The 18,110-nt window shown below is 61.8% G+C and carries 15 protein-coding genes; 10 read left to right on the forward strand and 5 right to left on the reverse strand.

Annotated features, from left to right (window positions below; all coding sequences use genetic code 11):
• Positions 1–226 precede the first annotated feature (226 nt).
• From MRY17_RS00665 to MRY17_RS00675, 3 genes are read left to right on the forward strand one after another with little or no spacing between them, the layout of a single operon-like run.
• On the forward strand, positions 227–1,762 hold the full coding sequence (locus tag MRY17_RS00665; protein ID WP_181284781.1) for an MFS transporter: 1,536 nt from the start codon (positions 227–229) through the stop codon (positions 1,760–1,762).
• Between the two features lie 15 nt (positions 1,763–1,777).
• A complete protein-coding gene (locus MRY17_RS00670) occupies positions 1,778–2,836 on the forward strand; it encodes an HlyD family secretion protein (protein WP_181284780.1) in 1,059 nt (352 codons plus the stop codon).
• Complete coding sequence (locus MRY17_RS00675; RefSeq protein WP_191952582.1) at positions 2,833–4,278, forward strand: efflux transporter outer membrane subunit; 1,446 nt, start codon at positions 2,833–2,835, stop codon at positions 4,276–4,278. The genes MRY17_RS00670 and MRY17_RS00675 overlap by 4 nt, the downstream gene beginning before the upstream one ends.
• 122 nt (positions 4,279–4,400) lie before the next feature.
• Here the strand turns inward: MRY17_RS00675 and MRY17_RS00680 are convergent, their stop codons facing one another.
• From MRY17_RS00680 to MRY17_RS00700, 5 genes are all read right to left on the reverse strand, one after another.
• A complete protein-coding gene (locus MRY17_RS00680; protein ID WP_191952583.1) occupies positions 4,401–5,072 on the reverse strand; it encodes a protein phosphatase 2C family protein in 672 nt (223 codons plus the stop codon).
• Positions 5,069–5,755 carry a hypothetical protein gene (locus tag MRY17_RS00685; RefSeq protein ID WP_191952734.1) on the reverse strand — a complete coding sequence of 229 codons (687 nt, stop codon included), beginning with the start codon at positions 5,753–5,755 and terminating at the stop codon, positions 5,069–5,071. Before MRY17_RS00685 ends, MRY17_RS00680 begins: the two co-directional genes overlap by 4 nt.
• Positions 5,756–5,769: 14 nt before the next feature.
• Positions 5,770–6,459 (reverse strand): hypothetical protein, encoded by a 690-nt coding sequence (locus MRY17_RS00690; protein WP_243353110.1) that lies wholly within the window; start codon positions 6,457–6,459, stop codon positions 5,770–5,772.
• 71 nt (positions 6,460–6,530) lie between these two features.
• Positions 6,531–7,235: a DUF3142 domain-containing protein gene (locus tag MRY17_RS00695; RefSeq protein WP_243353111.1), complete on the reverse strand. Its 705-nt coding sequence runs from the start codon at positions 7,233–7,235 to the stop codon at positions 6,531–6,533.
• Entirely contained in the window at positions 7,232–9,394 is a 2,163-nt protein-coding gene (locus MRY17_RS00700; RefSeq protein ID WP_243353112.1) for an outer membrane assembly lipoprotein YfiO, read from the reverse strand. The genes MRY17_RS00695 and MRY17_RS00700 overlap by 4 nt, the downstream gene beginning before the upstream one ends.
• Before the next feature lie 191 nt (positions 9,395–9,585).
• On the opposite strand from MRY17_RS00700, the gene MRY17_RS00705 reads away from it, so the two are divergent.
• From MRY17_RS00705 to MRY17_RS00735, 7 genes are all read left to right on the forward strand, one after another.
• On the forward strand, positions 9,586–11,166 hold the full coding sequence (locus MRY17_RS00705) for a glycosyltransferase family 39 protein (RefSeq protein ID WP_243353113.1): 1,581 nt from the start codon (positions 9,586–9,588) through the stop codon (positions 11,164–11,166).
• A gap of 208 nt (positions 11,167–11,374) precedes the next feature.
• Positions 11,375–12,847: a Fic family protein gene (locus MRY17_RS00710; RefSeq protein WP_181284775.1), complete on the forward strand. Its 1,473-nt coding sequence runs from the start codon at positions 11,375–11,377 to the stop codon at positions 12,845–12,847.
• 178 nt (positions 12,848–13,025) lie between these two features.
• Positions 13,026–13,445, forward strand: a complete 420-nt coding sequence (locus MRY17_RS00715) for a MarR family winged helix-turn-helix transcriptional regulator (RefSeq protein ID WP_057725314.1) — start codon at positions 13,026–13,028, stop codon at positions 13,443–13,445.
• Positions 13,442–15,520: an FUSC family protein gene (locus tag MRY17_RS00720; RefSeq protein WP_243353114.1), complete on the forward strand. Its 2,079-nt coding sequence runs from the start codon at positions 13,442–13,444 to the stop codon at positions 15,518–15,520. Before MRY17_RS00715 ends, MRY17_RS00720 begins: the two co-directional genes overlap by 4 nt.
• A complete protein-coding gene (locus MRY17_RS00725; protein WP_003187469.1) occupies positions 15,517–15,726 on the forward strand; it encodes a DUF1656 domain-containing protein in 210 nt (69 codons plus the stop codon). The genes MRY17_RS00720 and MRY17_RS00725 overlap by 4 nt, the downstream gene beginning before the upstream one ends.
• A complete protein-coding gene (locus MRY17_RS00730; protein ID WP_181284773.1) occupies positions 15,723–16,613 on the forward strand; it encodes an efflux RND transporter periplasmic adaptor subunit in 891 nt (296 codons plus the stop codon). Before MRY17_RS00725 ends, MRY17_RS00730 begins: the two co-directional genes overlap by 4 nt.
• Positions 16,610–18,052, forward strand: a complete 1,443-nt coding sequence (locus MRY17_RS00735) for an efflux transporter outer membrane subunit (RefSeq protein WP_243353115.1) — start codon at positions 16,610–16,612, stop codon at positions 18,050–18,052. Before MRY17_RS00730 ends, MRY17_RS00735 begins: the two co-directional genes overlap by 4 nt.
• Positions 18,053–18,110 lie beyond the last annotated feature (58 nt).

Below are 18,110 nucleotides of genomic sequence, written 5' to 3' on the forward strand. Positions count from 1 at the left end.
TGCGCGATCAAAATGTGGGAGGGGGCTTGCCCCCGATAGCGGTGTGACAGTCACCTGATGTGAAACTGAAACACCGCAATCGGGGGCAAGCCCCCTCCCACATTAAAAGCTCTGCATTACCCGGTGGATTGCGCCTGGCGCACTTATAACCTGCCAACAAGTCACTTTTTGTCATGCATTTGCCTGATTAAACTGCTCGGGTATTCCTATTCCGAGTTACCTGTCCATGACATCGCTCGCTGCCCCCGCCTTCGAGGCCGCAGCCAAACCTACTGCGCCCAGCCCACCGGTATTCGGCCCGCGCATCATCATCGGCCTGGTCGGTGTGTTGCTGGCGGTGCTGGTGTCCGGCCTCAACGAGATGGTCACCAAGGTCGCCCTCGCCGATATCCGTGGTGCGCTGTACATCGGCTTTGACGAAGGTACCTGGCTGGTCGCGGCCTACACCGCCACCTCCGTGGCGGCGATGGCGTTCGCGCCGTGGTGTGCGGTGACGCTCTCGCTGCGCCGTTTCACCCTGTGTGCCATCGGCCTGTTTACCCTGCTCGGCATCCTGTGCCCGTTCGCACCGAACTACGAAAGCCTGCTGCTCCTGCGCACCGTGCAAGGCCTGGCCGGTGGCGCGTTGCCGCCGATGCTGATGACCGTGGCGCTGCGGTTCCTGCCGGCCAACGTCAAGTTATACGGCCTGGCCGGTTATGCCCTGACGGCCACCTTCGGCCCGAGCCTGGGCACGCCGCTGGCGGCGCTGTGGACCGAATATGTCGGCTGGCAATGGGCGTTCTGGCAGATCGTCGGGCCCTGCCTGCTGGCGATGGCCGCCGTGGCCTACGGCTTGCCGCAGGACCCGCTGCGCCTGGAGCGTTTCAAACACTTCAACTGGCGCGGCCTGCTGCTGGGCTTTCCGGCAATCTGCATGCTGGTGATCGGCCTGTTGCAAGGCAATCGCCTGGACTGGTTCGAGTCGGGCCTGATCACCTTCCTGCTCAGTGGCGGCACGCTGCTGATGGTGCTGTTCATGCTCAATGAATGGTCGCAGCCGCTGCCGTTCTTCAAGTTGCAGATGCTCGGCCTGCGCAACCTGTCGTTCGCGTTGATCGTGCTGGCCGGCGTGTTGATGGTGTTGACCTCGGTCATCATCATCCCGTCGAGTTTTCTCGCCCAGGTCCAGGGTTACCGCCCCCTGCAAACCGCGCCGGTGATGCTGCTGATGGCGCTGCCACAGTTGATCGCGCTGCCGCTGGTGGCGGCGCTGTGCAACCTGCGCTGGGTCGATTGCCGCTGGGTACTGGGGACAGGCCTGGGCATGCTGGTGCTGTGCTGTATCGGCAGTTCGCACCTGACCTCGGCGTGGATCCGCGATGATTTTTATGGCTGGTACCTGCTGCAGATTTTCGGTCAGCCGATGGCCGTGTTGCCGTTGCTGATGTTGTCCACCGGCAGTATCCAGCCCATCGAAGGGCCGTTCGCCTCGGCCTGGTTCAACACCGTCAAGGGCCTGTCCGCCGTGATCGCCACCGCCGTGCTGGATACGTTGACCACCCGGCGCGGGCATTTTCACTCGACCATGCTGGTGGACCGCCTGGGCAACTCGCCCCTTGCCGACGCTGACGCGCCGGGCCTCGCCCACCGCTTGCACGAACAGACCGTGGTGCTGACCTCTTCGGATCTTTACGTCGTCATGGCCGGTGTCGCGGTGGCGTTGATCCTACTGATTTTCTGGATGCCCACGCGGATCTATCCGCCTCGCGCTCCGGCCTGACCACAAGGACTTTCCATGAAACGCAAAGACAAAATTGCCGTCTCCGTTATTACTGTATTTGCCGTCGGTGTGCTGGTTTACCTGGTTGCGCCGGGCGTACTGGGCAGCAAGCACCAGACCACCAACGACGCCTTCGTCGCGGCTGATTTCACCCTGGTCGCTCCCCGCGTTGCCGGCTTCATCAAGGAAGTGCTGGTGGAAGACAACCAGCGTGTCAAGGCCGGGCAACTGCTGGCGCTGATCGACGACCGCGACTTTCGCGCCGCCGCCCAGGCCGCCGACGCCGACACCCTGGTCGCCCAGGCGCAACTGAAAAACGCCAGCGCGACCCTGGAGCGCCAAAGCTCGGTGATCGCCCAGGCCCAGGCCACCGTGGCGGCGGACCGTGCCGAAGTGGCGTTTGCCGAACACGAACTGAACCGCTACAACCACCTCGCCGGCGTCGGCGCAGGCACTGTGCAGAACGCCCAGCAAGCCAAGACCCGCATCGACCAGGCCACCGCGCGCCTGGCCAAGTCCACCGCAGTGCTGGCCGCCGAACGCAAGCAAGTGGAAATCCTCACGGCCCAGCGCGACGCCGCCGAAGGTGGGCTCAAGCGCGCCCAGGCCGCGCTGGAAATGGCCAGTTATCAGCTGTCCTACACGCGCATTGTCGCGCCGGTCGACGGCATGGTCGGTGAGCGGGCGGTACGGGTCGGCGCCTATGTGACACCGGGCAGCAAGATCCTCGCGGTCGTGCCGCTGGCCGAAGCCTATGTCGTGGCCAATTTCCAGGAGACGCAACTGTCCCATATGCATGCCGGTCAAGCCGTGCAAGTGCGCGTCGACAGCCTCGACGGCGAGACGCTCAACGGTCACCTGGAAAGCCTGGCGCCGGCCACAGGCGTGACGTTCGCCTCGGTCAAGCCGGACAACGCCACCGGCAACTTCACCAAGGTGGTACAGCGCATTCCGGTGAAGATCGTGCTGGAGCCCAATCAGCCGCTGACCGAGCGCTTGCGCGTCGGTATGTCGGTGGAGGCCAGCGTCGACACCCAGGCGGTCGCGCCACACCCTGAGGTGGCCCAGCAATGAGACAGCTCGCCTGGCTCACCTTGAGCCTCATCAGCCTGAGTGCCTGCACCGTCGGCCCGGATTTCCAGCGGCCGCAAGGCCCGCAAGTCGCCCAATGGAGTGAGCCCCAGGGGCGTCAGGCGGCCAGCCGTGTCAGCAGCGACCCGTTGCAGGAGCGCTGGTGGGACGTGTTCCACGACGAACAGTTGTCAGCGCTGACACGCCGCGCCCTCAACGATAACCTCGACCTGAAACTGGCGGGCAGCCGCCTGCAACAGAGCCGCGCCGTGCGCCAGGTGACCACCGCCGAGCGCTACCCCGACGTCGATGCGGGCGGTGGTTACCAGCGCAAGCGCAACAGCGGCAAAGGCTTGAACGACCCTTCCGGCGAGAACGGCCGCTCGGCCTTCAGCCAATGGGACATGGGCTTTTCCGCTGCCTGGGAGCTGGATTTCTGGGGTCGGGTCAAGCGTGAGACCGAAGCCGCCGACGCCACCCTGGAAGTCGCCGAAAACGACCGCCGCGCCGTGTTGCTGTCGGTGCTGGCCGAGACCGCGCAGGACTACATCCAGCTGCGCGGCGTACAGAACACCCGCGCCGTCACCGAGCAAAACCTCGACGTCGCCCGCCACAGCCTCAAGCTCTCGCAACTGCGCCTGGCCGACGGCGTGGCGACTGACCTGGACGTGGCCGAAGCCGCCGCCCAGGTCGCCGCCATCGAAGCGCGCCTGCCGGATCTGCAGCAACGCCAGGACCAGTTGATCAACGCCCTGAGCCTGCTGATGGGCGAGCCGCCTCAGGCCCTGCACGCGCAGTTGTCCAAAGACGCTCCCGTGCTGCAAACCCAACGCCAGGTCGCGATCGGCCTGCCATCGGAACTCGCCGAGCGCCGCCCCGACATCCGCCAGGCCGAAGCCCGCCTGCACGCCGCCACTGCCAGCATCGGCGTGGCCAAGGGCGACTTTTACCCACGCATCACCCTGTCCGGCAGCCTGGGCTCCCAAGCCATGCAACTCTCGGATTTCGGCTCCTGGGGTTCCCGCGCCTTTGCCTTCGGTCCACAGCTGAGCCTGCCGCTGTTCAACGGCGGGCGCCTGCAAGGCATGGTCGATTTACGTGAAGCCCAGCAACAGGAGGCGGCGATTTCCTACCAGCAAACCGTGCTGCGCGCCTGGCATGAAATCGACGACCAACTGACCCGCTACAATGCCAGCCAACTGCGCCGCGACAGCCTGGCTGAAGCCGTGCGCCAGAACCAGATCGCACTGACCACCGCACAACACCAGTACGTCGAAGGCGTGGCCGATTTTGTCAATGTGCTCACCGTGCAAAGCGCGCTGCTGGCGACCCAGAAGCAGTGGGTGGAAAGCTCCACGGGTGTGTCGTTGGCCATGGTCGGCTTGTACAAGGCGCTGGGAGGAGGGTGGGAGTCGGTGTATCCGTTGCAAGTCGTTCAGAAATGATCGGAGGAAGCCGGGCGTACCAACAAGGCCTACGTCTCGCTGTGCACCAGTAATTTGGATTGCTGCTACGCAGAATGGCCGAAGGTGGTGTCGAGCGTGATCTACGATTGGTAATAGCTTTTTTACGTACGCAATAACATGAACGTGACGTCGTCTTCGGTTGCGCACCCGTCAAGGGTACGTTCTACGATGGCCTTGAACTGGTCCTCGGCTGAGAGTTCGGCCCAGAATCCATCTGTCGCCATGATCCATGTCGTGTCTTGGGCAATCTGCATGGATTGAATGTGAGGCTCGTGAGCCCGTCGATGGCTCATGCAGTTGAGCAGTTTTTTGCGGGCTGGAGAATTGGCGATGAACGAATGGCTCAGATCGCCTTTCCAATTTGGACCACAGTGGGGTGAATTCACCCAGTTCAGGCGTTGAGACTTCTCCAGATGGCCCAGGCAGCAATCACCTGCGTGAATGGAGATCGCTGTGTGACCAACTACCAGCAATACAAGGTAGCTGGTGGATGCGAAGGGAAAGTCTGGACAAATGTTTGAATGCACTTCGTCGAGGGAAGTCAGCACTAGCATCAGGGCGTGTTCAGGACGAGACACCACAATGGGTTGCGCATGGCGAAAACACTCAAGCAGGTGGTGACTCAAAGCGCTTGCCAATTCGCCACTCTTTGGTTTTGAAGTGCCGTCGGCAATTACATACAGGTCTGTGCCAGCATTGTGTGCCGAGCCGCTGACATCGCGGTTCTCTACCCTATCGGTTCCTTGCCGACTCAAGCTCAACTGCAGGATCAAGCGGCCGCTCCAAATCCAATCAACGCGGTCAGTCGTTCGTGAATCAACGCCGCACGAGCTGGATCCTGGGCGGTGCTTTGGATCACGTCCTCAAATGCGGGTAACGCAAGCAGTGCCGTAAATTGTTCGCTCACGAAATGCCGCAGTTCGATAGGCGCTAGTTTCACTTCTTCGATGAGTTCTTCCCTGCCATCGACCAGGGCGATGATGTCTTCAATGTCGTTGGACATCAGTACATCGCCACGACCGCGTCCCTGATAAGCCTGCAATTTGGCTGCGAGGAACCAAGGTGCTGCGAACAATCTGATCCGCGTTCCGTTGGGCAAGGTGTAGCCAATGGCGCGTTCTAACCCGCCCACGAACCAAGTATTGGCGAAGCCCAGGACGTTTGCCTGCGTCGGCATGAAATCGACTTTCAACTGGCCCAGTCGTAAACGGCAGGTTACCGAGTCTTGGCCAGTGTTTTTGAAACCTCGAGGTTTGAGTTTTTCTTCCAGCCGATACCAATCAGCGGTGCCTGTCAGATGAATGACCAAGTCCACATCATCGGTACCACGAATTGACTCCAGTGTGTATTCGTCAGTGATAAGCAAGACAGTGGTGCATCCACCGACAAAGGCAACTTGCTCGCATAACTCTTCGCCCAGAGCCCCGGCAACCTCCTCAAGCATTTGCAGCATCATTGTTCGGTTGGACGTCACAGTATCCACTCCCGCAGCATGGCGTCGGCGACTTTGGTCTCACGCGGTCCGCCGATGCGGATGGCATCAACGAGGGCCAGGAAATGATAGAGAAGCTCGTCTTTCTTCACGGCGCCGGGAACGGTTTTGTACAACGGTGTAATTGCCTGCCCTTTGCTTTTTCCGTAGGCATCTGGCCAGACGGGAATAAGGTCGCCTCCGCTCATCACTTTGCCTGCCAATACCGGTGCGGCAAAGGCCGTTGGAATGCCTCGGACGATAGCGCCAGGCTTAACCGGAAAAATATAGCGAATGCTGTGCGTAACTAAATCGAGCAGCGCTGTGCTTCTTACCAACGGGACTCCATCGATGTGCCTTGTATAAATCAAGCCGATTTCCCTGCAACGATTCAGGGATGAAGACACTTCGGTTTTGCTCAGACCCAAAGCTGAGGACAGAGCTCTCACAGAGTAGTTTTGCGAAGCGTGTTCTTCAGAATCCTCGTCTGCGTCATCCCAGCCGCGCCAGTCCTCCATGGTTGAAAGTTGAACGGTTTCGAAGTTCTCAATATAGGCCGGAAGACTTTGAAAACCGAGGGCCGCGGTCTCTTTTTCCACAGAAAACGCCCGTTTTTTTACGCGCTCCCCTTTTGCCTGTAGTTCGAGGCTGATCAGTTTGAAGAGGACTAGGATGTCTTGACTTTTCATATGGCCCCAAAAGGTTAGTGTCCTCTGTCCGCGGACAGAGGACACTTTCTTGCATACAATCAGCCAGCGTGTCAACGGTTCTGCAAAAACACTACATATCCCCGAAACCACTCACTCCCCTGCAAATACCCCGGCGCTTGCCACTCACCCCCTTGAATCAAGCCGATCTTGAACGGCACGCCGAGCCGATTCATCCGCGGCAAATACGCCGCGTAATCCGGGATGCTTTGACGTCCTTGATAGGTCTGCACCACCACTTCATCCACCATACCTTTGAGCTGGGCGATGGCGGCCGGGTCGGCGTTGCTGCTCCAATCCATCAGGCCGGTGATGCTCAGGCGCAGGTCGGCGGGCAGGCGTTGGCGCAGGTCGCGCAGGAAGGCGGCGTATTCATGCAGATATTGTGTGCGGGCGTCGAAGTCGATCTGGATGCCGATGACGGGATTGCCCGCGTCACGCCAGCGTTGCACCTGGCCGAGCACCTGGGTGTATACCCGTTCCGGCCAGCGCAGGGTGTGGGCGCGGTAGACCACCCAGACTTCGCCTTGGGTGAGGCGCGGTACGCTGATGCCCTGAGCGATCAATTGCACGCCGCGCTGTGGCGCGCGGCGGGTGGAGTTGATCTGGCCTTGCAGGATGTACAGGGTTCTGGCCTGCTTGATCACCGGCTGGGGCGTGACACCGCTCCACAGCCAGAAGGCGTCATAGTCGCGGGCGTCGACGGTGCCGAAGGCCGGGTTTGCCAGCAACAGCAAGCCCAGCCATAGGGTTTTCACCAGTAGTACTGCAGCGATTTGCCCCAATGGGTGTCGGCGTAGCCGCTCTTGAGCTGGCGGAACCAGCCCTTGCGCACGGCCGGCGCAACGTCTTCGCCGCCGCAACTGTTGTAGCCGGCCGGCGCGTAGCAATTGATGGCGCGGAACAGCGCATAAGCCTTGTCGGTTTTCGATGCCTTGGCGTTGGCGATCACCTGCTTGTAGCCGTCCAGGCGCGAGAAGGTTTCACCCTTGAAGTCCGAGGCGGTGCTGCCCAGGCTGCCGGCGGCGCGGGGTTGTTCCAGGGGCATGCCGTCCAGGCCGTTGCGCAGGATGAACTCACCGAAGCAGTTCAAGGCGTGCGGGTTTTTGGCGTCGTCCTGCAAGGTCGCGGCGGTTTGCGCGATGCTTGGGCAGGCGTAGCCGGATTCGGCCTTGTCGCCGTTCCACTGGAACAGCTTCAAGGTCTGGCCGCTGGTGTAGGTGTAGCCCAGGCTGGTGCCGAGCTTGTCTTCGGAGAACGAGGCGTGCTTGAGGTCGTCGGCGAAGGTCGCGAACTGGCTGTGCAGCAGGTCTTTATAGAGCAGCACGAATTGCGCGCTCTGGCGTTCCGTCGGGTCGCTGGCATTGGCGATCTGCTGGCGCAGCAGGTCGGGACCGGCGACGTTGCGCAGCAGGATGTAGCGCACCTGTTTGGCGCTGATCGGCGAGTCGGCGGCGAATACCTTGGCCAATTGGCCGCTGCGCTCGTAATTCATCGCCAGGGCCAGCTCCAGCTGGTCGCGTTGCAGCGGCTGCTTGGCCAGGGGCAGCAGTTGCAGCCACAGGGCTTGCGCACCTGCCCAGTCTTGTTTGGCCTCCAACGCAAGGGCGCGAAGGGTTTGTTGGCTGAAGGCGAGGTAATTTAGATTCGATGGTACATCTGCGGGCAGATACTTGAGAGCAGCGTCGGGCTGATGCTCGACGTACAGCGCATACGCCGCTTGCAGGTAGTCGAACAAGGCCGGCTCGTTGGCGAAGGTGCTCTTTTGCTTGTCGAGGTCTTCGCGGCTCAACAGGGGCGTGGTGTGGGCGCGCATCGCCATCAGGTCGCTGACGCCTTGCAGCATCGGGCTGTTCGCCGCTTTGTTGCCGACCATCAGCAGCTTGAGGTCGGCCTCTTCCACCAGTTCATCCACGCTGACATTGCGCTGGGCGTCGTTGGCCTCGGTGAATTGCCAGGTAAAGTCTTCGGCAAGCCTGGCATCGTCGTTCGCCAGCCAGTGCACCCGACGCAGCAGGCCACGGGCGGACGCCACGTAATCGCCTTGCGGATACGTTTTCAGGTAACCGAGAAAGCCTTGTTCGGCGTCGTTCAACGCGGGCTTATCCACCTGCTCGCGCTGCGGCATGCCGTATTCGTCGAAGGCCTGGGCCTGGGCCTGGTTCAGCGAGGTGCGCGCGGTCATGTACAGCGCGGTTTCCTTCAGCCAGGGCACATCGCTGGTCGTCGCGGCGGCGAAACCGCGCTCGGCATCACCGAAGCGGCCACTGTAGAAGTCAGCGGCGGCCTGCAAATAAGTGCGGAACACCTGGGCGTTGGCCGAGGGGGTCAATTGCGCGTCCACTACCTGGCCGTCCCAGTCACAGGTTGTCAGCAGCTGTAAACGTGCTTTGACCAACACATCCCGCTCTGCCGGTGGCATATCGGCCTTGATCACCTGGCTGATAAACGCCATGGCGCTGTCATCATCATTGCTGCGGCAGCGGCTGCCTTCACCATTGAGGAAGGCTTCGCCGGCGGTCTTGTATTCCTCACGCTTGATGCCCAGCGGCTGGAGCAGGGTGTCGAGCTCGGCGGTGCGTGAGTCGTCCGCCTGGTTGTCGGGCTCATCATTTGCGGCCGGGATCGGCACCAGGCGGTATACCGGAAACGGCACCGGGCCGAAGCCTTGGGCCAAGTCGTCTTCGCCCAGGGCATTGGGGGTCAGCGGCGCGGCTTTTTTATCGGCCAGCAACAGGCGCAGGTTGACCCGGCTATCGTTGCCCGGGCTGAGAAAAGGCTGGTTGCTGCAGGGTTCAAGACTGTCACGCGACACCCGCCAGTCGGGGTAGCACGAATCGTCGGAACTGGCCTGGGCCGCCAGGGGAATACCGGCCAGCAGAGCCAGAGCCAGAGGTGACAGCAAACCGATACGCATAACGTTTCCTTGATCCTGAGTCCGTGGAGGAGGGCAATCATAGCCTGATCCTACGAGTGCTTCGGTGAAGGCCTACGCAAATTGTTGATTTGTCCGATTCCAGCAACGGCCCCTGGGCTTTTGGCCTAAAGTGGCGGTGTTTGCGCATGGGCAGTGTTTGTCCTGTAGAGGGCAGTTGTAACGGAGTCGATATGCGTCGGTCTGTGGTAGAGCAAAATGGAAAAAGCCGGGCCTTGCCTGCGCTCAATCGCCTGACCTGGGAAGGCGCCGGCTGGCTTGGCCGCCTCTGGTGGGTGCCGATCCTGGCGCTGGCCATGGTCTTGCGCTTTTATCACCTGACGTCGGCGGCGATCTGGGGTGACGAAGGCTCAAGCCTCTTGCTCAGCGAATACGCGGTGAGCGACCTGTGGTTTCACGCCGCTCACGATGTGCACCCGCCGCTGTATTTTCTGCTGCTGCGCGGCTGGATCGAAATGTTTGGCGACAGCATCTGGTCGATCAGAAGCATGAGCGCCATCCCCGGTGCCGTCGTGGTGGGCCTGGGTATCTGGCTGACGCGGCAACTGTCCACCCGTCGCGCCGCAGTGCTGGCGGGCATCCTGCTGGCACTGCTGCCGACGGCGGTGCGCTACAGCCAGGAAGTGCGCATGTATTCGCTGCTCGGTGTATGGCTGTTGGGGGCGACGCTGGCGCTGGTCTACTGGACGCGCCAACCCGAGCGCACACGTTATCTGGCCGCCTATGTGCTGTTGATGAGCGCCGGTTTCTACACCCATTACTTCACGGCGCTGTGCGTGCTGGTGCACTGGACATACCTGGGGCTGCAGCCGCCCGGCCAGCGTTTGATCACGCGCCCGGCATGGTGGGTGGCCAACGCCGCGATTGTGGTGTTGTACCTGCCCTGGCTGCCGAACCTCCTGGACCTGGTGCAGCACGTCGAACAACTCAAGGTAGGCGGGGACATTGGTTGGGAAGAGCCGGTCAGCCTGCTGTCCCTGCCCTCGATGATCTGGCAGTTCGTGTTGCAGGATGAAGGCGTTGATCTCTGGGCGCCGCTGTTCTGGATGTTTCCGCTGTGGTTGGTCGCGGTGGTCCTGGTGACGGCATGGCGCAACCCCGGGGCTCATTTGCCTGCATTGTTTTTCCTGCTGCCGTTGCTGTTGGTGTACGGCGTGTCGTTTATCTCGCCGGTCTTTATCGAGCGCTATCTCACGGTGTACGCCCTGGGCTTGCCGATCGTCCTGGCAATGGCCATCGACCGCTTGCCGTCACGCCTGTCATGGTTGGGCGCAGCGCAGTTGGTGCTGTTTGTTGGCATGGAACTGCTGGGCCTGAAGAACAACTTCGAGGTGGATGAGCAGGATCAATTCAACGTGCCGGTGGAGTTCGTCAATCGTAATTACCAGGAAGACGACCGCATCGTCCTCAGCGACATGATGTGGTACCTCAGCTACGTGTATTACGACCAGACCGACGCGCAGTTGCAGCTTTACACCCCGCCCAAACCCGACGGCACCTCGACGCGACCGAATGCCTATGGCTTCGGCACGCTGGTGGACCAGGACGGCGGACGCATCTATCTGGATCGCCTGTCAGCACTGCCTGTCCAAACTCGGCGGGTATGGTTGATCAGCAGCAACGAAGCGCCGGATGAATTCGCGCCGCTGCCGAACGGCTGGCGCGAACTCAGTCGCCAGGACGGCGGAGGCGCCAGGGCGCGGTTGTTCGTGTTATGCAACGTACCGGCGCCGCAGCCTGAAGGCTGTCGCTAGACGCTCCTGAAAGGGCTCGCTCTTGAACAGGCTTGTGAGGAACATTCCATGGAGTCGCCCTGTGCAGCGAGTTGAATCTGAAGTCCCAGGGTGGGCGAGCGGTGTAAAAAAATATCCAAAGAAATGCAGGGATAAAAAAAAAAATGGTGAGCGGTAAAAAAAACTGGGCTTTAATCGCTCAAGTGAATTTTTTCTGGAAGGGCTCGCCATGCCGACAGTCGGATACGCTCATCTGTGTGAGGCGCTGGATCTAAAAGTGATCGCACCGCTGCGGGCTGCGATGATCAAGCCGGTGACTAGGATTTCTCTGATCGGTGGCTGCCTGGCGGTGCCCCATTCGGTGGCGCCTGCCCAGCATGCGCTGTTTGAGCACGTACTGTTTGCACTTAAGCATGAAGGGGTGAATCTGGCGATACTTGCCCAAGTGTTCGAACAGCTCGGCCCAGAGCCGTTCCTAGAGGCGCTGGCCGACTCGCCCAACGGTGCGTTTATCCGAAAAGCCTGTTTTCTTTGGGAAGGCTTTACCGGGAAAATGCTTGATCACGCCCTTCCTGTTCGTGGGCGCGTCGTTCCCTTGTTCGACCCCCAGCGCTATGTGACTGGCCCCAGTATTCGCAACAGTCGTTGGCGAGTGGATTTCAATGGTTTGGGCTCTTTGCATTATTGCGCCACCGTAGAGCGAACGCCTGAGCTGGAAGCGTTGTTGGCGCTTGATGTATTGGCTCGCGCCAAATCCTTCATGGCCACCCTCCCACCCGAAATGATGGACCGCGCCATCCAGTGGGCGTACCTGCACGAAACCCGCGATTCATTTGCCATCGAAAAAGAACAACCCAGCGAAGAAAAATCCCGTCGCTTCGTTCAACTCCTGCGCCAGGCCCACGAAGGCCGTTTGCTCACCGAGGACTACTTGGTCGAGCTGCAAAACAGCACCGTCTCCAACCCCTTCGACAAAGCCGTCGCGTTTCGCCACGAACAGAACCATCTGCACAACGGGCTGCGCGGCGCAGCCGGTGTGAGCTACGTACCGCCCGCCCCCGCGCTTTGCCAGGAATTGATGGAGGAGCTGATGGCCTTCGCCAACCAGCCCGTGCGAGACGTCGATCCTTTGGTTGCGGCGGCGGTCACCGCTTTCGGCTTCGTCTTCCTGCACCCGTTCATGGACGGTAATGGGCGCCTGTCTCGCTTCCTGATTCACCAGACGCTTTGCCACTACGGTGCATTGGAAAACGGCTTGTTGTTACCGGTCTCCGTCGCCATGAAGCACGAAGAGCAAGCCTACCTGGAGGCGCTGAAAACCTTTTCCCAGCCAACCCGTGAATTCTGGAACGTCACCTGGCTGGAGGCGGAGCATATGGCCTTTGACTTCATCGGCCATCCCTCGATCTACCGCTACTGGGATGCGACCCGCTGCGTCGAATTCACCCTGCAAATGGCCCGCCGTGCCTTGGAAGTGGAACTGCGCGAAGAAACCGAATTCCTCGATCGCTACGACCGTGTGATCAAGGCGGTGAACCAACGCTACGACGTTCGTGGGAGTGATTTGTCGAAGCTGGTGATGATGTGCCTGGATAACGAGGGGAAGGTCTCGAAGCACCGGCGTAAGCAGTTTCAGTACAGCGTGGCGGAAGAGGTGTTCGGGTTTATTGAAGAGGAGACCATGAGGTTGATTGGCGAGTAAAAGGGCGATTGCTCACAGATCTAAATGTGGGAGGAGGCTGTGGTGTGCCACTGAATCGCTCCATCCATCGAGAAACTGTTTCAAAACTTGACGACGACTCGTCCCTCCATCATATTAATAGTTAGCAAACTAACTGTATGCAAGCTATCCAATGCCTCAATCCCTCGAGCAACTCCAGATGAACCTCAGCAGCAGCATGGTGGTGGGCGCCCGTAACTGGCGCAAGATCTGCCAGACCACGCTGGTGAGCTATGGCATCTCCGAAGCCTGCGCCGTGCCGTTATTGATGATCGGTCGCTTGGGCGACGGTGTGCATCAAGTCAAAGTAGCCCAGGCTTCCGGTATGGAAAGCCCATCACTGGTGCGCCTGCTCGACCGGCTGTGCGGTGACGGTTACGTCTGCCGCACCGAAGACATCCACGACCGCCGTGCCAAGGCCCTTAGCCTCACCGAGCGTGGCCGTGAGCTGGTGCAGGCGGTGGAGGCGCAACTGGTGCGCCTGCGTAACGAAGTCCTGGCGGATATTGCCACGCCGGATCTGGAAGCCGCGCTGCGGGTGCTGCGGGCCTTCGAAGCGGCCGAGGCAGTGTCGCCTTGAACGGATTCCTTACCGGCTTTCCACCTGCTCGCGACTGGTTCTACGGGGTGCGTACCTTCGCCGCGTCGATGATCGCGCTGTACATCGCCATGCTCATGCAAATGCCGCGTCCGTATTGGGCGATGGCCACGGTGTATATCGTCTCCAGCCCGTTTGTCGGCCCCACCAGTTCCAAAGCGTTGTACCGCGCGATCGGCACCTTGATGGGCGCGGCGGCGGCGGTGTTTTTTGTACCGATGTTCGTGCAGTCACCCTACATTCTGGTGGTGGTGATCGCTCTGTGGACGGGCACCTTGCTGTTCCTTTCCCTGCATCTGCGCACAGCCAACAGCTATGCCCTGATGCTGGCCGGCTACACCTTGCCGCTGATTGCCCTGCCGGTGGTGGATAACCCCCTGGCGGTGTGGGATGTGGCCGAGGCGCGTACCGAGGAAATCTTCCTCGGCATCGCCGTGGCGGCCGTGGTGGGTGCGATGTTCTGGCCGCGTCGCCTGATGCCGGTGTTCGATGGCTCGGTTGCCAAGTGGTTCAGCGACGCCCAGGTCTACAGCCAGCGCTTTCTCACCCGCGATGTGGAGCCTGAAGCCATCAGCGGCCTGCGCGGCGGCATGGTCGCCACCTTCAATACCCTCGAGTTGATGATCGGCCAGTTGCCCCACGAAGGCGCGCGGCCGCAGACGGTGCGCAACACCAAGGAATTGCGCGGACGCATGATTCACCTGTTGCCGGTCATCGATGCCCTGGACGATGCGGTGTACGCCATCGAACATCGCGCACCGGAGTTTCTCGATCGGCTCACGCCATTGCTGCATGAGGCCAACGCCTGGCTGCAAAGCACCACCGAAACCGCCCCCCTGGAACGCTGGCGCGTGCTGCGTGACACGATCGACGCCGCGCAACCTCAAGGCGAAGCGCTGGACGACCGTCACACGCTGCTGTTCTCCAATGCCCTGTATCGCCTCGGTGAGTGGGTCGACCTGTGGCAGGACTGCCGCAGCCTGCAAGCCGCCATTCAATGTGAAAGCCAAGACACCTGGCGCGCCGTCTACCGCCATTGGCGCCTGGGCCGGCTCACGCCATTCCTTGATCGTGGCCTGATGTTCTACTCGGCGTTTTCCACCGTCACCGCGATCATCGTCGCCTCGGTATTGTGGATTCTGCTGGGCTGGACCGACGGCGGCAGCGCGGTGATCCTGGCGGCGGTGGCGTGCAGCTTTTTCGCCTCCATGGACGACCCGGCACCGCAGATCTACCGGTTCTTTTTCTGGACCGCCATGTCGGTGCTGTTCGCCAGTCTCTATCTGTTCCTGGTGCTGCCCAACCTGCACGATTTTCCCATGCTGGTGCTGGCGTTCGCCGTGCCGTTCATCTGCATCGGCACCCTTACCGTACAGCCACGCTTCTACCTGGGCATGCTGCTGACGCTGGTCAACACCTCGTCGTTCATCAGCATCCAGGGCGCCTATGACGCGGACTTTCTCAACTTCGCCAACGTCAACCTGGCCGGGCCCGTGGGCCTGCTGTTTGCCTTCGTATGGACCCTGATCGCCCGGCCCTTCGGCGCCGAACTGGCGGCCAAGCGCCTGACCCGTTTCAGCTGGCGCGACATCGTCAGCCTCACCGAACCCGCCACCCTGGCCGAACACCGGCACATGGCCGCGCAAATGCTCGACCGTCTGATGCAGCACCTGCCGCGCCTGGCACTCACCGGCCAGGACACCGGCACCGCCCTGCGCGACCTGCGCGTGGCGCTGAACCTGCTCGATCTGCTCGCCTATTCGCCACGCATCCTCGGCGTGCCGCGTGTGCTGCTCAACCAGGTGGTGGAAGGGGTGGGCGGTTACTTCAAGGCATGCCTCAAGGCCGGTGAACGCTTGCCCGCGCCCAGCGGTCTGCTGATGACCCTGGACCGCACGCGCCGCGCCCTCAACGGCCAGGGCCTGCAAGACGCCGATGACACGCGCCTGCACCTGCTGCATGCCCTGGCCGGCCTGCGCCTGGCGCTGTTGCCCGGCGTGGAGTTCATTGGCGGCACGGAAATCGAAGCGCCGTTACCTGATGGAGCGCCTTTATGATCGGTGACCTGGATATCAGCGGGGTATTTTTGCCCACGCTGCTGGTGCTGATGGGCATTACCTATGTGTTGTTTCTGGTGGTGCACGGGCTGTTGACGCGCATGCACTTCTATCGCCTGGTCTGGCACCGGGCATTGTTCAATGTGGGGCTCTACGCGCTGTTGCTGGGCGCGGTGGACTCACTCAGTCGATATCTGATGACATGAAAAAACCTTTTTTGACTATCGGCCGTGTCGTCCTGACGCTGTTGATCGTGAGCTTCGCGGTCGTCGTGGTGTGGCGCATGGTCATGTACTACATGTTTGCGCCCTGGACCCGTGACGGCCACATCCGCGCCGATATCGTGCAGATCGCTCCGGACGTGTCCGGGCTGATCCAGCGCGTGGACGTGCGCGACAACCAATTGGTGAGCAAAGGCCAGGTGCTGTTCGCCGTCGACCAGGACCGTTTCAAGCTGGCGCTGCGCCAGGCCCGGGCCGCCGTGGCCGACCGCCAGGAAACCCTGGCCCAGGCCCAGCGCGAGTACAAGCGTAACCGTGGCCTGGGCAACCTGGTGCCCAGCGAGCAACTGGAAGAGAGCCAGTCCCGCGTGGCCCGTGCCCAATCGGCCCTGGCGGAGGCGCAAGTGACGGTGGATTCCGCCCAGCTCAACCTCGACCGTTCGGTGATCCGCAGCCCGGTGGACGGCTACGTCAACGACCGCGCGCCGCGCGCCCAGGAATTCGTCACCGCCGGGCGTCCGGTGCTGTCGGTGGTAGACAGCAACTCCTTCCATATCGACGGCTATTTCGAAGAGACCAAACTGGACGGTATCCGCGTCGGAATGGGCGTGGACATCCGCGTGATCGGCGACAACGCCCGCCTGCACGGCCACGTGCAGAGCATCGTCGCCGGTATCGAAGACCGCGACCGCAGCAGCGGTTCCAACCTGCTGCCCAACGTCAACCCGGCGTTCAGCTGGGTGCGTCTGGCCCAGCGGATTCCGGTGCGTATTGCCTTCGATGACGTGCCGGCGGACTTCCGCATGATCGCCGGGCGTACTGCAACGGTGTCGATCATCGATGACAAGGCCGGCGCCGGAGACCCGCCATGAAGCAACTGCTGGCCACCGCTGCGCTGGGGTTCTTGCTGTCGGCCTGCCAGGCGGTAGGCCCTGACTACAAGCTGCCGGACACGGCCGCCGTCAACCGTGACGACCTGCAAGGGACTATCGCGGGGGAGGGTAATAACGTGGTGTCGGCGCCCGTGCCGACCGACTGGTGGAAACTGTACAAAGACCCGCGCCTGGATGAACTGGTGCGCCAGGCCATGACTTCCAACACCGACCTGCGCGTGGCCGCCGCCAACTTGCAACGTGCGCGCTATCAGACACAGCAGGCCGAATCCGCCGGCGGCTGGAGTGCCGGGGCCAAGGCTGAAGCGCAGCGGTTGCAGGAATCCGGCGAAGCCTTTTTGCTGGCGGACAAAGTCCCGGTGGACAACATCGGCAGCGTGGGCATCACCACCTCCTATCAATTCGATCTGTTCGGCACCTTGCAACGCGGCATCGAAAGCGCCCAGGCCAGCGCCGACGCGGCCCAGGCGGCCGCCGATATCGCGCGCATTACCCTGGTGGCCGACGTGGTGCGCGCCTACACCCAGGTCTGCGCCGCCAACGAAGAGCTGGCAATCGCCAACGAGTCCCTCGACCTGCAAGCCCAGAGCACCAAACTGACCCAACGCCTGCGCGACGCCGGCCGTGGCGATGAAACCCAGGTCACGCGCTCGCAGACCCAGTACAAATCCCTGCGCGCCGATATGCCGCGCTATGAAGCGGCGCGCCAGGCGGGGTTGTTCCGTCTGTCGATGCTGCTGGCCAAACCCCTCGATCAACTGCCGGCCGGCACCGCCAGTTGCGCCGAGTTGCCGCACATCGCCCAGCTGTTGCCGGTGGGTGACGGTGCGACGTTGCTCAAGCGCCGCCCGGATGTGCGCCAGGCCGAACGCCAACTGGCCGCTGCGACCGCGCGCATCGGCGTGGCCACCGGCGCCTTGTACCCGGACATCGCCATCGGCGCCACGGTGGGCACGGTGGGCCTGCTCGACAACCTCGGCCAGCCGGCGACCAATCGCTGGGGCTTTGGCCCGATGATCAGCTGGACGGTGCCGACCAACGGCGCCCGCGCCCGCATCCATGAAGCCGAGGCCGCGACCCAGGGCGCCCTGGCGCATTTCGACGGGGTGGTGCTCAATGCTATCCGCGAAACCCAGACCGGCCTGGCGCAGTACACCGCCATGTTGCAACGCCGTGAAGCGTTGGCCGACGCCGAGCGCTCTGCTCGCGAGGCGGCGGACCAGACCCATCGCTTCTTCCAGGCCGGGCGCGAGTCGTTCCTGGCAGACCTGCAGGCGACCCGCACCTACACCACCATGCGCGCGCAATTGGCGGCGGCCAACACCCAGGTTGCGATGAGCCAGATCGACCTGTTCCTGGCCCTGGGCGGCGGCTGGGAAAGCGGACGAACGCAAGGGGTAAAACCCGGCAAACCGTGAGGTTATGGCTATGCTTTGTCAGGTGAGGCGTGGTGACGCCTTACTCGACACTGCTCGC

Origin of the sequence: Pseudomonas orientalis, assembly GCF_022807995.1 — a bacterium.
GTDB classification, from domain to species: domain Bacteria; phylum Pseudomonadota; class Gammaproteobacteria; order Pseudomonadales; family Pseudomonadaceae; genus Aquipseudomonas; species Aquipseudomonas orientalis_B.

Coding starts and splice junctions, on each gene's coding strand:
- MRY17_RS00665 (WP_181284781.1), top strand. CDS start 227: ATGACATCGCTCGCTGCCCCCGCCTTCGAGGCCGCAGCCAAACCTACT.
- MRY17_RS00670 (WP_181284780.1), top strand. CDS start 1,778: ATGAAACGCAAAGACAAAATTGCCGTCTCCGTTATTACTGTATTTGCC.
- MRY17_RS00675 (WP_191952582.1), top strand. CDS start 2,833: ATGAGACAGCTCGCCTGGCTCACCTTGAGCCTCATCAGCCTGAGTGCC.
- MRY17_RS00685 (WP_191952734.1), bottom strand. CDS start 5,755: ATGATGCTGCAAATGCTTGAGGAGGTTGCCGGGGCTCTGGGCGAAGAG.
- MRY17_RS00690 (WP_243353110.1), bottom strand. CDS start 6,459: ATGAAAAGTCAAGACATCCTAGTCCTCTTCAAACTGATCAGCCTCGAA.
- MRY17_RS00700 (WP_243353112.1), bottom strand. CDS start 9,394: ATGCGTATCGGTTTGCTGTCACCTCTGGCTCTGGCTCTGCTGGCCGGT.
- MRY17_RS00705 (WP_243353113.1), top strand. CDS start 9,586: ATGCGTCGGTCTGTGGTAGAGCAAAATGGAAAAAGCCGGGCCTTGCCT.
- MRY17_RS00710 (WP_181284775.1), top strand. CDS start 11,375: ATGCCGACAGTCGGATACGCTCATCTGTGTGAGGCGCTGGATCTAAAA.
- MRY17_RS00715 (WP_057725314.1), top strand. CDS start 13,026: ATGAACCTCAGCAGCAGCATGGTGGTGGGCGCCCGTAACTGGCGCAAG.
- MRY17_RS00725 (WP_003187469.1), top strand. CDS start 15,517: ATGATCGGTGACCTGGATATCAGCGGGGTATTTTTGCCCACGCTGCTG.
- MRY17_RS00730 (WP_181284773.1), top strand. CDS start 15,723: ATGAAAAAACCTTTTTTGACTATCGGCCGTGTCGTCCTGACGCTGTTG.
- MRY17_RS00735 (WP_243353115.1), top strand. CDS start 16,610: ATGAAGCAACTGCTGGCCACCGCTGCGCTGGGGTTCTTGCTGTCGGCC.